This window comes from Photorhabdus khanii NC19 (assembly GCF_000517265.1).
Lineage (GTDB): Bacteria > Pseudomonadota > Gammaproteobacteria > Enterobacterales > Enterobacteriaceae > Photorhabdus > Photorhabdus khanii.
Genome location: NZ_AYSJ01000014.1, coordinates 650,611 through 664,089 on the forward strand (window position 1 = coordinate 650,611; position 13,479 = coordinate 664,089).

10 protein-coding genes and 3 pseudogenes are annotated in these 13,479 nt (G+C 45.3%); 11 read left to right on the forward strand and 2 right to left on the reverse strand.

What is annotated here, in order from left to right:
- Positions 1-142: 142 nt before the first annotated feature.
- The 5 genes and pseudogenes from ydiJ to PTE_RS18420 all read left to right on the forward strand — a co-directional run.
- Positions 143-3,199, forward strand: coding sequence for a D-2-hydroxyglutarate dehydrogenase YdiJ (ydiJ, locus tag PTE_RS18400; RefSeq protein WP_036849484.1), 3,057 nt, complete (start codon positions 143-145; stop codon positions 3,197-3,199).
- Complete coding sequence (gene menI / locus PTE_RS18405) at positions 3,196-3,612, forward strand: 1,4-dihydroxy-2-naphthoyl-CoA hydrolase (RefSeq protein ID WP_021322972.1); 417 nt, start codon at positions 3,196-3,198, stop codon at positions 3,610-3,612. The genes ydiJ and menI overlap by 4 nt, the downstream gene beginning before the upstream one ends.
- A gap of 505 nt (positions 3,613-4,117) precedes the next feature.
- Positions 4,118-4,279, forward strand: coding sequence for a Hok/Gef family protein (locus tag PTE_RS18410; RefSeq protein ID WP_036849485.1), 162 nt, complete (start codon positions 4,118-4,120; stop codon positions 4,277-4,279).
- A gap of 238 nt (positions 4,280-4,517) precedes the next feature.
- The gene (locus PTE_RS18415; protein WP_036849486.1) at positions 4,518-4,670 is read left to right on the forward strand and encodes a Hok/Gef family protein; all 153 of its coding nucleotides are present in this window, start codon (positions 4,518-4,520) and stop codon (positions 4,668-4,670) included.
- Between the two features lie 310 nt (positions 4,671-4,980).
- A pseudogene (locus tag PTE_RS18420) lies at positions 4,981-5,373 on the forward strand (helix-turn-helix domain-containing protein); the annotation flags it as partial.
- 267 nt (positions 5,374-5,640) lie between these two features.
- On the opposite strand, the gene PTE_RS18425 reads toward PTE_RS18420, so the two are convergent.
- A complete protein-coding gene (locus tag PTE_RS18425) occupies positions 5,641-6,645 on the reverse strand; it encodes an IS110 family RNA-guided transposase (RefSeq protein ID WP_036849487.1) in 1,005 nt (334 codons plus the stop codon).
- A 54-nt stretch (positions 6,646-6,699) separates the two neighbouring features.
- Positions 6,700-6,792 (reverse strand): annotated as a pseudogene (locus PTE_RS27355) (transposase); the annotation flags it as partial.
- 49 nt (positions 6,793-6,841) lie between these two features.
- Between PTE_RS27355 and PTE_RS18430 the strand changes: the two are divergent.
- The 6 genes and pseudogenes from PTE_RS18430 to sufS all read left to right on the forward strand — a co-directional run.
- Positions 6,842-7,477 (forward strand): annotated as a pseudogene (locus PTE_RS18430) (IS630 family transposase); the annotation flags it as partial.
- Between the two features lie 783 nt (positions 7,478-8,260).
- Positions 8,261-8,629 carry a Fe-S cluster assembly scaffold SufA gene (sufA, locus tag PTE_RS18435; protein WP_036849488.1) on the forward strand — a complete coding sequence of 123 codons (369 nt, stop codon included), beginning with the start codon at positions 8,261-8,263 and terminating at the stop codon, positions 8,627-8,629.
- A 12-nt stretch (positions 8,630-8,641) separates the two neighbouring features.
- Entirely contained in the window at positions 8,642-10,138 is a 1,497-nt protein-coding gene (sufB, locus tag PTE_RS18440) for a Fe-S cluster assembly protein SufB (RefSeq protein WP_036849489.1), read from the forward strand.
- A 57-nt stretch (positions 10,139-10,195) separates the two neighbouring features.
- Positions 10,196-10,942, forward strand: coding sequence for a Fe-S cluster assembly ATPase SufC (gene sufC, locus PTE_RS18445; RefSeq protein WP_036849490.1), 747 nt, complete (start codon positions 10,196-10,198; stop codon positions 10,940-10,942).
- Positions 10,917-12,230 carry a Fe-S cluster assembly protein SufD gene (gene sufD / locus PTE_RS18450; RefSeq protein ID WP_036849491.1) on the forward strand — a complete coding sequence of 438 codons (1,314 nt, stop codon included), beginning with the start codon at positions 10,917-10,919 and terminating at the stop codon, positions 12,228-12,230. The genes sufC and sufD overlap by 26 nt, the downstream gene beginning before the upstream one ends.
- A complete protein-coding gene (sufS, locus tag PTE_RS18455; protein ID WP_036849492.1) occupies positions 12,227-13,465 on the forward strand; it encodes a cysteine desulfurase SufS in 1,239 nt (412 codons plus the stop codon). Before sufD ends, sufS begins: the two co-directional genes overlap by 4 nt.
- Positions 13,466-13,479: the final 14 nt, after the last annotated feature.

Sequence of the window (13,479 nt, forward strand, 5' to 3'; positions counted from 1 at the left end):
GAATATTATGATAAGGTAACCGCTTGCCTTCTCAGACAAGTCAGTTAACGGTGGTTAATGGTTACGGCTGACTAAAGCATTGATTCAAAGATAGTATAAATAAAGCAATGTGGACACTCATTTTAAAAGGGTCAAAAAGATAATGATCCCACGCATATCACAAGCCCCTCACGTTAGTGAGTTGGCACAGGCATTTTTGGATACACTCAAGGAACAAGGATTTACCGGAGATACCGCAAGCAGCTATGCAGATCGCCTGACGATGGCGACAGATAACAGTATCTATCAACTCTTACCACAGGCTGTTGTTTTCCCTCGATCCGGCGCAGATGTGGTTTTACTGGCCTGTGTCGCAGGCGAAAAAAAATATCAGAATTTGACATTCACCCCGCGCGGAGGCGGTACAGGCACAAACGGCCAGGCCCTTAATGAGGGTATCGTGGTGGATATGTCCCGCTATATGAATCGTATCCTTGAGATTAACCCGGAGCAGGGATGGGTCAGCGTTGAAGCGGGCGTCATTAAAGATCAACTGAACCAATATTTGCGTCCATATGGTTATTTCTTTTCACCTGAGCTTTCAACCAGTAACCGTGCAACATTGGGCGGGATGATCAATACCGACGCTTCCGGTCAGGGTTCACTGGTATATGGTAAAACATCCGATCATGTTCTTGGCTTACGGGCAGTTTTATTAGGTGGCGAATTACTTGATACCCGCTCAATGGACATCGCACTGGCGGAATCAATTGCTCAGGAAGATTCTGTTACAGGCCGTATCTATAACACCGTACTTAACCGCTGCCGTGAGCGACGTGAACTTATCGTTGAAAAATTCCCCAAACTCAATCGCTTTCTGACAGGTTATGATTTGCGTCATGTTTTCAGTGACGATATGCAGAAATTTGACTTGGGTCGTATATTGACCGGTTCAGAAGGAACGCTGGCTTTTATTACCGAAGCGGTTCTGGATATTACACCGTTGCCGAAAGTTAGGCGGTTGGTGAACGTAAAATATGATTCATTTGATTCAGCACTGCGTAATGCGCCTTTTATGGTAAATGCAAAGGCTCTATCTGTTGAAACCGTGGATTCAAAAGTTCTGAATTTAGCGCGAGAGGATATTGTCTGGCATTCAGTGAAAGAATTGATTACTGATATTCCCGGCAAGGATATGCAGGGATTGAATATTGTTGAATTCAGTGGTGATGATCAACAATTGATAGACCAGCAGGTGGACATGCTTTGTCAATGCCTTGATGAACTAATCGAAGGTCGTCAGGGCGTTATTGGCTACCAGATTTGCCGGGAGCTGGCTGATATTGAGCGTATTTATGCAATGCGCAAGAAATCGGTTGGATTACTCGGTAACAGTAAAGGTGTGGCGAAACCGATCCCATTTGTGGAAGATACGTGTGTGCCTCCACAGCATCTTGCTGATTATATTGCGGAATTCCGCCAGCTACTGGATAGCCATCAGTTGAATTATGGTATGTTTGGTCATGTAGATGCCGGTGTGTTGCACGTTCGGCCAGCACTGGATATGTGCGATCCGCAGCAAGAGATACTGATGAAACAAATTTCTGATGAAATTGTCAGTCTCACCGCCCGTTATGGCGGTTTGTTGTGGGGAGAACATGGTAAAGGTTTTCGTGCTGAATATAGTCCGGAATTTTTCGGTAGCGTCTTGTATGAGGAATTGCGCTGGATTAAAGCGGCTTTTGATCCGGATAACCGCTTGAATCCGGGAAAAATTTGTCCGCCGATGGGTGTTGATGCACCAATGATGAAAGTTGATGCTGTCAAGCGGGGGACTTATGACCGGACAATTCCAGTCAATGTAAGAAATACATTCCGTGGTGCGATGGAATGTAATGGTAATGGGCTGTGTTTTAATTTCGATGTGCAAAGCCCGATGTGCCCGTCAATGAAAATTAGTCGGCAGCGTATTCATTCACCGAAAGGGCGGGCAACATTAGTGCGTGAATGGCTTCGGCTTTTGACCGAACAAGGTATGGATCCGCAACTATTGAAGCAGGGATTGGAACAAAAACGGCCAAGCCTGCGTGGTCTGATTGAAAAAACGCGTAATAGTTGGCAAGCATGGCGTGGAGAGTATGACTTTTCCCATGAAGTAAAAGAGGCGATGTCTGGTTGTCTGGCATGCAAAGCCTGCTCAACACAGTGCCCAATTAAAATTGATGTGCCGTCATTCCGTGCACGTTTTCTTGAGTTATATCACGGCCGCTATCTTCGTCCTTTGCGTGATTATATTGTGGCAGGTGCGGAAAGTAGTACGCCGTTAATGGCTAAGGCACCACGGGCATTTAATTTCTTCCTGAAACAGCCGTGGGTGCAGGAATTGAGTCGTCGGACAATCGGGATGGTGGATCTCCCCTTGTTATCCAGTCCGACACTACACCAACAGCTTGCAGGTCATTACGCGCTTTCGACCACACTGGAACAGCTTGAAAAAATGGATCAGGCTCATCGTAACGGGCATGTGCTGATTGTTCAGGATCCGTTCACTAGTTATTACGATGCGAAAGTGGTGGCTGATTTTGCCTGTTTGGTGGAAAAATTAGGATATAAACCGGTATTGCTGCCATTTTCCCCTAACGGTAAGGCCCAGCATATCAAAGGATTTTTATCCCGCTTTGCTAAAACTGCCCAAAAAACGTCAGATTTTCTCAGTCGGGTATTTGAACTAGGAATTCCTATGGTTGGTGTCGATCCTGCATTGGTACTGTGCTATCGGGATGAATACAAAGAAATTCTCGGTGAGCAGCGCGGCAAGTTTGAGGTTCAGCTTGTTCACGAATGGCTGATCAACACTTTGCCGGAGGAAAAGGACAATCAGGCCGTGTTCGGTGATAAATGGTATCTGTTCGGACATTGTACGGAAGTGACTATGCTACCAGGCAGTAGTCAACAGTGGGAAAAAATTTTCCAGCGGTTGGGTAGTAAGCTGGATAATATCAGTGTAGGCTGCTGTGGAATGGCTGGAACATATGGTCATGAAAACAAAAACATAAAACACTCTATTGGTATCTATAAATTATCCTGGCAACCTGCCTTGCAGAAATTACCTCTGGAGCGTTGCCTGAGTTCCGGTTATTCCTGCCGCAGTCAGGTTAAGCGGGTAGAAGGGCAAGTACTTAAGCATCCGTTGCAAGCTTTATTGGAGATAATCCCATGATTTGGAAACGTGATATTGGACTGGATAGCCTGAATCAAGTAAATAGCCAATGTATGATGGGCCATCTGGGCATAAAAATCACGCATATCGGTGATGATTTTATTGAAGGTACAATGCCGGTTGACTATCGTACCCGTCAGCCGTTTGGTTTATTACATGGCGGGGCATCTGTTGTACTGGCAGAATCACTTGGTTCTTTGGCTGGGTATCTCTGTTCCGAAGGTGAGAAAAAAGTTGTTGGGCTGGAAATCAATGCCAACCATATCCGATCTGTTCGCAGTGGCGAAGTTAAAGGGGTGTGTAAGCCTCTGCATATTGGCCGAAATCACCAGGTATGGCGAATCGATATTTTTGATGAACGTCAACACTTGTGTTGCACTTCCCGGTTAACTACTTCGGTGTTGCCTGGATAAAATAATAGTAGGTTATTTTTCTATGGATTAATAACCTACTCATTAAGTGAAAAATTTATTTTTATAATGTCATTGCTTATATATCTAACTAATTTAAATGTCGAGTAAAATATAGATAGTGAATTATATTGAAGGGCTTAATATCGAAATAGATAAAAACTTCCTTTTATTTAAATCTATAAACGCCGGGATGTATTAATTAATGCTAAAATTTCAGCGATTTTAATTTGTGTCATTTTCGCTGGGATTTATACCGAATATCAGCCGTAAATCACAAGTCAGGGATGGCTTACTGTAAATAAACTCAGAAACATAATGTAATATATAGATATCTGTATTCTGCTTTGATATATTCTGTGCGGGCGCTTGAGACTATCTGTCTCTGGCGCGCTGGAGCGGATAGAAGAAAGCCCCGAGTGATCTTTCAATCAACCCGAGGCCTATCCTTATGCTAGACAACATAAGATTAGCCTCTTACACGCCGAAAGGCAAGGAGACGCTAACCATGAAACAGCAAAAAGCGGTACTTATCGCTATTATCGCTATTATCGTTATCTGTATTGCCGCTTTAGCGGCTGTGCTGGTCACGAGGAAGGATCTCTGTGAGGTTCGCATCCGAAGCGGCCAAACGGAGGTTGCTGTTTTCATGGATTACGAACCCAAGTAAGAGCAACGGCGGGGAGCAATCCCCGCCAGCACGAAACGGCGTAAACAGATTTAATCAAAGGAAATATTTATCTATTTCGATATTAATCCCTTTAATATAATTCACCATGTCACCTCAGCGAAACATTTAAATTCATCAGATATATAAACAGATCACATAAGCTATGCCCTCCACCCCGGCGGTTAAAATCCCGGGATAGCAATTAATAGATGGCGGTTGAGGCAAGGAGACGCTAACCATGAAACAGCAAAAAGCGGTACTTATCGCTATTATCGTTATCTGTATTGCCGCTTTAGCGGCTGTGCTGGTCACGAGGAAGGATCTCTGTGAGGTTCGCATCCGAAGCGGCCAAACGGAAGTTGCTGTTTTCATGGATTACGAACCCAAGTAAGAGCAACGGCGGGGAGTCATCCCCGCCATCTCTAATGTTGTTGAATATGGCTCTCAAGCGCCCGATCACCAACTATTAATTGCTATCCCGTCATTTTATCCATATTTTGATAATATCATTGCTTATGTGATCTGTTTATATATCTGATGAATTTAAATGTCGAATAGAATGGACATGGTGAATTATATTAAAGGGATTAATATCGAAATAGATAAATATTTCCTTTTATTTAAATCTATAAACGCCGGTATATACCCGTGCTCATTGAAACTGCTTGATTTTCGCCCAAATGAGGTTCATGGTATCCGTTATGAAAATATTCATTACCGATGAACAAAAAGCCGAACTTGAACACCTCCATCACACCTGCCGTGATAAGCGGGAGTGTGATCGCATCAAAGCGGTCCTGCTGGCCTCTGAGGGTTGGAGTTCTGTCATGATCGCTCAAGCCCTGCGCCTGCATGAAACGACCGTTAATCGTCATATCAGCGATTACCTTAATCACCGCAAACTCAAGCCCGACAATGGCGGCTCTCAGAGCCACCTCAGCGAAACACAGACGCAGGAACTTATCGCTTATCTGACCGCGAATCTTCTGCCCACCACACAGGCGGTTATCCGCCTTGTTAAAGAAGCGTGGGATATCAGTTACACCGTTCCCGGCATGAATAAATGGCTGCACCACAAGGGATTCAGTTATAAAATCTATGGTCACCCCCGTTTTTGCAACACAAATTTTGATGTATGGTGGGCTTGCGTAAATCTATTCGGCGTCTGGTGAGCAGTCATGCCCGCGCCACGATGAGTTCCGTGCCTGCCGAACCTAAAAACCGGTCGCTCAGAGAGCCATTTTTTATATCAGGTTCATCAGCAGGCCGATATGCCGTTCATGTCATCAATTATCTGTCGTCGCAAAACCAGATGGTAACTGCTTAACTTACTGAGCTAACGCAGTTTTTCGTTGGCTCTTTTATTTAATGAACACCGTCTGATGTGCCGTAACGGCCCAGGCTATTCGTGCCAGTTTGTTCGCCAGCGCGCACGCCACAACGTTCGAGTGATGGCGGGCAAGCTGCCTGTTCACCCACTCTGCCAGACGCCCTGGATTATGCTCCAGCCGCTGCATAAAGACCCTGGCACACTGCACCAGCAGCCGTCTCAGATTTTTATCACCCCGCTTGCTGATGCCCATCAGTGTCGTTTTTCCACCCGTGCTGTACTGGCGGGGAACCAGCCCTGTTGAAGCTGCAAAGTCACGGCTGCTGGCATAGTTTTTACCGTCCCCCAGCCGCATGGCTAACAGACTCGCCGTTACCGGCCCAACGCCAGGAATGGTCAGCAGGCGTTGCGCGGTTTCATCTTCCGCCAGATGCGTTTTCAGTTCCTTATCGACTTCCTCAATTTCTCCGCTGAGGTAAACATAATGACTGTGGAGTCTGCTCAGAACCCTTGCCAGATAAGGCGGAAAGTCATTTTCTTCCAGCACAGTGGCCAGACGTCGTATCACGGCAATACCGCGCGGCAGACTGACGCCGAACTCCAGCAAAAAAGCGTGCATCTGATGGGTGGTTTTAACGCGTTGCCGTATCAGTGAGTCTCTGACGCGATGGAGGGCGGCCATCGCCTGTTGGTCTTCTGTGCGGGGGGGCACAAAGCGCATGGAGGGCCGGGAAGCTGCCTCGCAGATAGCTTCAGCATCGACAAAATCGTTCTTGTTACTCTTAACAAAAGGACGGACGAACTGCGGAGAAATCAGCTTTGCCTCATGGCCTAAATCAGCGATCCGGCGAGCCATAAAGTGCGCCCCACCGCAGGACTCCATCACTACGGTTGCAGCCTTGCAGGAACCGAGAAAATTAATAAGCTGAGTGCGGGAAAACTTCTTACGCAGCAGGGCGTTACCCTGCCTGTCCTGACAGTGGACATGGAAGGAATGTTTACCGAGATCGATACCAATAAGCGTAATGTTTTGCATGATGGTTCCCTCTAAAATAAAATACCCTGCTAGCGTACCTCTCACAGGGTGGGGGACACCATCACACAAAACTTTCCACAGCCTTTCTATCGGGTTCAGATTCGGGCTGTAGGGGGGTAAGTAATGAAGCTCGATATTCATCACATAAATACCGTCTAGCGTACCTCTCACAGGGTGGGGGTGACCATCTCATTAACCGACCGGCGTGCCACACAAGTTCAACGGGGAACAGCAGCGGCCCTTTATAGAAACCTAAGGGAAGCTCAAGCAGGAAGCCGGAGACCATGAGCCCATCCTGTTCATTGATGGCGTCCATCCCACGCAGGGGACGAAACTGGCTTATGGCGGGATGCGTAAAGGCCAGAAAACCGTAGTGAAAACCACAGGAAGCCGTACCCGTCTGAACCTGATGGGGGCCCTGAATCTGGCCGATATCGGTAAAACGGTGGTACGCGAGTATGACCGTATCGACAGTTATCACATCGCAGAATTTTTCATTGCCCTGCGTGAAACCTATCCGGTCAGTCAGAAGGTTCATATTATCCTTGACGGAGCCGGTTATCACCGGAGTGAGTTGGTGAAAGACTGGGCTTATGTGATGAATATCGAGCTTCATTACTTACCCCCCTACAGCCCGAATCTGAACCCGATAGAAAGGCTGTGGAAAGTGATGAATGAACAAGTCAGAAATAATCGTTACTTCGCCTCGGCGGCCTTGTTCAGGCAGGCGATACATCGCTTTTTTACGGAAATATTACCGGAACTTGCCGGGAAGCTGTCGCGCCGTATTAATGACAACTTCCAGATTCTGAATCCTGCATCTTCAAGTTAAGCGAGTATATATCAATTAATACTAAAATTCAGCGGTTTAATTACGTCATTTCAGCTGGGATTTATTCTGGGCGGGTGCTTGAGACTATCTGTCTCTGGCGCGCTGGAGCGGATAGAAGAAAGCCCCGAGTGATCTTTCAATCAACCCGAGGCCTATCCTTATGCTAGACAACATAAGATTAGCCTCTTACACGCCGAAAGGCAAGGAGACGCTAACCATGAAACAGCAAAATCGGAGGTAGTATACGTTTATTCCCATGGGATGCAAGATTCCGAAAATATTTATTACGGTCACGTAACACCTTCAAATTAAATTATCGGATAATAAAACTGTTAATAAATAAAGAGAAAAAATGTTGAGAGTGGAATATATAGATAAAATTGTTTATGAATGCGTTTAATTAATTGCATTGATTAAATCGAAGCTCTATTTGTATATATTGTAATCATAATGGCAACACCTATGCTGCATCTCCGGTATATCTGAAAGCTCACATCAAATAGTATTTATGATGAACCTTTTGTGCTTTTATTTTGTATCAAAAAGTACAAATCAGCACAATTAATCAAACTAATAATATATATATAAAACAAAGAATTAAAAATATATTTTCATATGCGATGAACATAATTCGTTGTGTTTGGGTGAAATTTAACCTATTTAAGGTATATCCTCTTAAAACAAATGGTTGAAGTGATAAGGGTTATCATTACCATTATGTGGTAACGAGAATGCTCCGATAACAGCGGCAAAAAATTGCTAAAGAAAAATATGAGGTCAACGATGACAAATAGTGTTGAAACCTTCTCTCTGAATGAAACCGCATGGCAAGGAATCACCATCACAGAGAGAGCCGCAGCACAGATCCTAAAATTGATGCAGCAGAACCCACAAAGTAAAGGGTTATATCTGGGGGTTAAACAGTCAGGATGTGCCGGCTTTGGCTACGTGTTTGAGATGGTTAACGATCCTGCGCCTGATGATTTACTGTATGAAAATGAAGGGGCATGTCTATATGTTCCCCTGAAAGCTATGCCATTTATCGATGGAACTGAAGTTGATTTTGTTCGTGAAGGTTTAAATCAGATATTTAAATTCAATAATCCAAAAGCTCAACATGCCTGTGGGTGTGGTGAAAGCTTTGGTATATAAGTGTACCAATATATGTCTCAGAGCAATGTAGAAATCAGCGATGATGTGCAGACCTGGCTCAGCGATCATCGTTATAAAGAGGGTTTTTTCACTCAGGTCGCGACTGATGAGTTGGCTAAGGGGTTGAGTGAAGACGTTGTGCGGGCAATTTCCGCAAAACGTAATGAGCCTGAATGGATGCTGGCGTTTCGGCTGGAGGCTTATCGCCATTGGCTGGGAATGGAAGAGCCGCACTGGTTGAAGGCGAATTACCCTAATCTCGATTACCAGGACTATAGCTATTATTCAGCACCTTCATGCGGTGCCTGTGATGATAGTTGTAGTTCGCAATCCGGTGCTATGCAGGCAACGGGTGCAGAGCAAACGAATAATTATTTGACGGTAGAGATTGAAGAGGCATTTGATAAGTTGGGCGTTCCTGTGCGGGAAGGTGAAGCTGTCGCAGTAGATGCTATTTTTGATTCAGTTTCTGTCTCAACAACCTATCGGGATAAATTAGCGAAAGAAGGCATTATTTTTTGTTCATTCAGCGAGGCAATACAGGAATACCCTGAATTAGTCCGTCAATATCTCGGCAGTGTGGTTGCAAGTCACGACAATTTCTTTGCCGCGTTGAATGCCGCGGTTGCTTCTGATGGTACTTTTGTTTACGTGCCAAAAGGGATTCGGTGCCCGATGGAACTCTCCACCTATTTTCGTATCAACGCGGCGAAAACCGGTCAATTTGAGCGCACCATTCTGGTTGCTGATGAGGGCAGTTATGTCAGCTATATAGAGGGATGCTCTGCACCTGTACGTGACAGCTATCAACTGCACGCTGCTGTTGTGGAAGTGATTATCCATAAAGATGCCGAAGTAAAATACTCTACTGTACAGAACTGGTTTTCAGGCGGTGACAGTGAGGGGGGAATTCTTAACTTTGTGACTAAAAGAGCATTGTGTGAAGGTGAAAATGCCAAAATGTCCTGGACGCAATCAGAAACGGGTTCAGCAATTACCTGGAAATATCCAAGTGTGATCCTGAAAGGGGATAACTCGATTGGCGAATTTTTCTCTGTCGCCCTTACTAATGGTACTCAACAGGCAGATACCGGCACCAAGATGATCCATATTGGGCGTAACACCAAATCGACCATTATTTCAAAGGGTATTTCTGCTGGCCGTAGCCAGAACAGTTATCGTGGGTTGGTGAAAATATTGCCGGGAGCGGAAAATGCCCGTAATTATACTCAATGTGACTCCATGCTGATTGGTACTGAATGTGGCGCGCATACATTTCCCTATGTAGAAGTACAGAACAATACTGCGCAACTGGAGCATGAGGCGACAACTTCCCGCATTGGTGAAGATCAATTGTTCTATTGTCTGCAACGCGGCATTAGTGAGGATGATGCGATTTCAATGATCGTTAATGGTTTCTGTAAGGATGTGTTCTCTGAACTTCCCCTTGAATTTGCCGTTGAAGCGCAGAAATTACTGGCAATTAGCCTTGAACATAGTGTTGGGTGAATTCTCCCTGTTTCCCTTTTTTATGACAGAACGTTAAGCCGTTCGAAGGCATGTAATATGTTAAGTGTTAAAAATTTACGAGTCAGTGTGGAAGGTAATGAAATCCTGAAAGGATTAAATCTTGAAGTTAAACCGGGTGAAGTTCATGCCATTATGGGACCGAATGGCTCCGGTAAAAGTACATTATCGGCAACGTTAGCTGGCCGTGAAGAGTATGAAATTGATGATGGTGAAATCATCTTTAAAGGAAAAGATTTACTGGAATTTGAACCGGAAGAGCGGGCTGGTGAGGGGATTTTCCTGGCTTTTCAATATCCGGTGGAAATTCCGGGTGTCAGTAATCAATTCTTCCTGCAAACGGCAGTGAACGCTGTCCGTGAATATCGTCATCAGGAGCCGCTGGATCGCTTTGATTTTGCCGATTTTATCGAAGAAAAAATAGAACTGCTGAATATGCCGCAAGACTTGCTGACACGTTCAGTCAATGTCGGTTTTTCCGGTGGTGAGAAAAAACGTAACGATATTCTGCAAATGGCCGCGCTGGAGCCGACACTCTGTATTTTAGATGAAACAGATTCAGGTCTGGATATTGATGCACTGAAAATTGTTGCTAATGGTGTGAATTCCCTGCGTGATCCAAACCGCTCATTCATTATTGTGACTCACTACCAACGTATTTTGGATTACGTGAAACCTGATTTTGTCCATGTGCTGTATCAGGGGCGGATCATTAAATCCGGTGATTTCAATCTGGCGAAAAAATTGGAGGAGCAAGGCTATGGCTGGCTTATTGACCAACAGTGAAAAAGCTGAAAAGACGCGTCAGGTTGCAGAGCGTAATCAGCAAGCCTTAGCGCGTTTCGCTGATTTGTATCATTGCCGCCATGGTGATGATTCATCTCATGCCAGTCTGCATTGGCAGCAAGTGACTAAAACCCGGTTTCCTCAATTCAGACATGAAGATTGGCGCTATACTCCGCTGGAACAACTGTTAAGCCAGCAATACAGTGGCAAAACCTGGGAATTGACCGTAGCACAATGCGAACAACTGGCGATTCCGATGGATTGCTGGCGTATCGTTATGGTGGATGGTTGTTTTTCTCCTTTACTGAGTTCCTGTGAATTTGGGCCGTATCAGTTGAGTTTACTGGATAACAAAAGTGGGCTTCCGGCGTCGATCCAGAGCGAGATTTTTCTGCATTTGACAGAAAGCCTTGCTCAACAGCCTTTGGTCATGACATTAAAAGCCGGGCAAGTTGCGGAAAAACCCCTTTATCTGCTGAATATAACCAGTGGTTATTGTAATGAAGCATTAAATACCAGCCATTACCGCTATCACATTACTGTGGGAGCGAATGCAGGCGCCAGAGTGATTGAACATTTCGTCAGTACTGATGAGCAGCAACCCCATATGACAGGAAGCCGATTGACCGCAGACGTGGGGGATAACGCCAGCTTAATCCATATAAAACTGGGCGTTGAGAATAGTGAGAGCTACCACTTTGCACATAACGATATTGTGGTTGGTCGTGATGCCCGGGTGAAGAGCACCAGTTTTCTGTTAGGTGCCGGGCTTGGTCGACACAATACCAGCGTTCAACTTAATGGCGAAGGGGCGAATCTGTCGTTGAACAGCTTGTTGTTGCCGCAAGGAAAAGAGGTCGCTGATACCCGTACTTATCTGGAACATAATAAAGGCCATTGTGAAAGCCGCCAGTTGCATAAAACAATTGTGATGGATCAGAGTAAAGCGGTATTTAACGGCATGATCAAGGTGGCGCCTCATGCACTGAAAACCGATGGGCAGATGACCAATAACAACTTGTTATTAGGTAAACAGGCAGAAGTGGATACCAAACCTCAACTGGAAATTTACGCTGATGATGTGAAATGCAGCCATGGTGCGACTGTTGGCCGGATAGATGAAGAACAACTGTTCTATCTGCAATCACGTGGTATCAGCCGGTGTGATGCGCAACATATGATTATATTTGCTTTTGCTGCCGAACTTACTGAATCTATTGAAGATGAAGCCCTGAAAACTGTTGTCATGAAGCACATTAAACAGCGTTTAGCGGGAGTGGAAAAATGACCTTCTCTGTAAAAAGGGTGCGACAGGATTTCCCGGTACTCACTCAGCAGGTCAATGGGTATCCACTGGTTTATCTTGATAGTGCCGCCAGTGCTCAGAAGCCGGTTTCGGTTATAGAACGGGAAAGTGAATTCTGTTTACACCAGTATGCGGCGGTTCACCGGGGAATTCATACTCTCAGTTCTGCGGCTACTCGTATGGTTGAAAATGTACGCCACCAGATGGCGCAATTCATCCATGCTCAAAGTGATGAAGAGATTGTTTTCGTCAAAGGTACGACGGAAGGGATTAATCTGGTAGCTAACAGTTATGGCCGCAAATTTATCAATAGTGGCGATAATATTGTGATTACTGAAATGGAACATCACGCCAATATTGTTCCGTGGTATATGCTGGCGGAACAAATTGGGTGTGAAATCAGAGTATGGTCACTGAATGAAACCGGTGAGCTGGATCAATCGGTTTTAACATCCCTGATTGATTCACGTACTAAATTACTTTCTTTTACTCACCTGTCTAATGTGCTTGGCACCGTGAACCCTGTACGTGAAATTATACAACAGGCAAGAAGAGTGGCTGAAGAGTGGGGTGGTCAGTTACATATTCTGGTTGATGGCGCTCAGGCCATTATGCACAAGAAAGTTGATGTGCAGGATCTGGGGTGCGATTTCTATGTTTTTTCCAGCCATAAATTATACGGACCAACAGGAATTGGCGTGCTTTATGGGCGTAAATCCCTTCTGGAAGCCATGCCACCTTGGGAAGGTGGCGGAGCAATGATCAAACACGTCAGCCTGCAAAAAGGGATAACCTATGCGGGATCACCATGGCGGTTTGAAGCGGGGACGCCGAATATAGCGGGAATTATTGGCCTTGGCGCTGCGGTTGATTATGTCACTTCACTGGGGCTGGATGAAATTCAGCAACATGAACAGGCGCTGATGGATTATGCGATGACTCGGCTGAAAGAGGTTAGGTCACTGAAATTATATGGTCCTGAGCAACGTCAGGGGGTTATTGCGTTCAACCTTGGCCGTCATCATGCTTATGATGTGGGAAGTTTCCTTGATCAATATGGCATCGCGATTCGTACCGGGCATCATTGCGCACTTCCGCTGATGGAGCATTATCATGTTCCCAGTATGTGCAGGGCGTCACTGGCGATTTATACTACGCAAGAAGAGATTGATGCTCTTGTTGCTGCATTGCAGCGGATAGAAAAACTGCTTGGTTGAGACGGTTACAGATC

What these genes read in the sequence shown, in the direction of transcription:
- sufS (WP_036849492.1), top strand. Translation starts at nt 12,227, where the DNA reads ATGACCTTCTCTGTAAAAAGGGTGCGACAGGATTTCCCGGTACTCACT.
- menI (WP_021322972.1), top strand. Translation starts at nt 3,196, where the DNA reads ATGATTTGGAAACGTGATATTGGACTGGATAGCCTGAATCAAGTAAAT.
- PTE_RS18410 (WP_036849485.1), top strand. Translation starts at nt 4,118, where the DNA reads ATGAAACAGCAAAAAGCGGTACTTATCGCTATTATCGCTATTATCGTT.
- ydiJ (WP_036849484.1), top strand. Translation starts at nt 143, where the DNA reads ATGATCCCACGCATATCACAAGCCCCTCACGTTAGTGAGTTGGCACAG.
- sufA (WP_036849488.1), top strand. Translation starts at nt 8,261, where the DNA reads ATGACAAATAGTGTTGAAACCTTCTCTCTGAATGAAACCGCATGGCAA.
- sufC (WP_036849490.1), top strand. Translation starts at nt 10,196, where the DNA reads ATGTTAAGTGTTAAAAATTTACGAGTCAGTGTGGAAGGTAATGAAATC.
- sufB (WP_036849489.1), top strand. Translation starts at nt 8,642, where the DNA reads ATGTCTCAGAGCAATGTAGAAATCAGCGATGATGTGCAGACCTGGCTC.
- PTE_RS18425 (WP_036849487.1), bottom strand. Translation starts at nt 6,645, where the DNA reads ATGCAAAACATTACGCTTATTGGTATCGATCTCGGTAAACATTCCTTC.
- PTE_RS18415 (WP_036849486.1), top strand. Translation starts at nt 4,518, where the DNA reads ATGAAACAGCAAAAAGCGGTACTTATCGCTATTATCGTTATCTGTATT.
- sufD (WP_036849491.1), top strand. Translation starts at nt 10,917, where the DNA reads ATGGCTGGCTTATTGACCAACAGTGAAAAAGCTGAAAAGACGCGTCAG.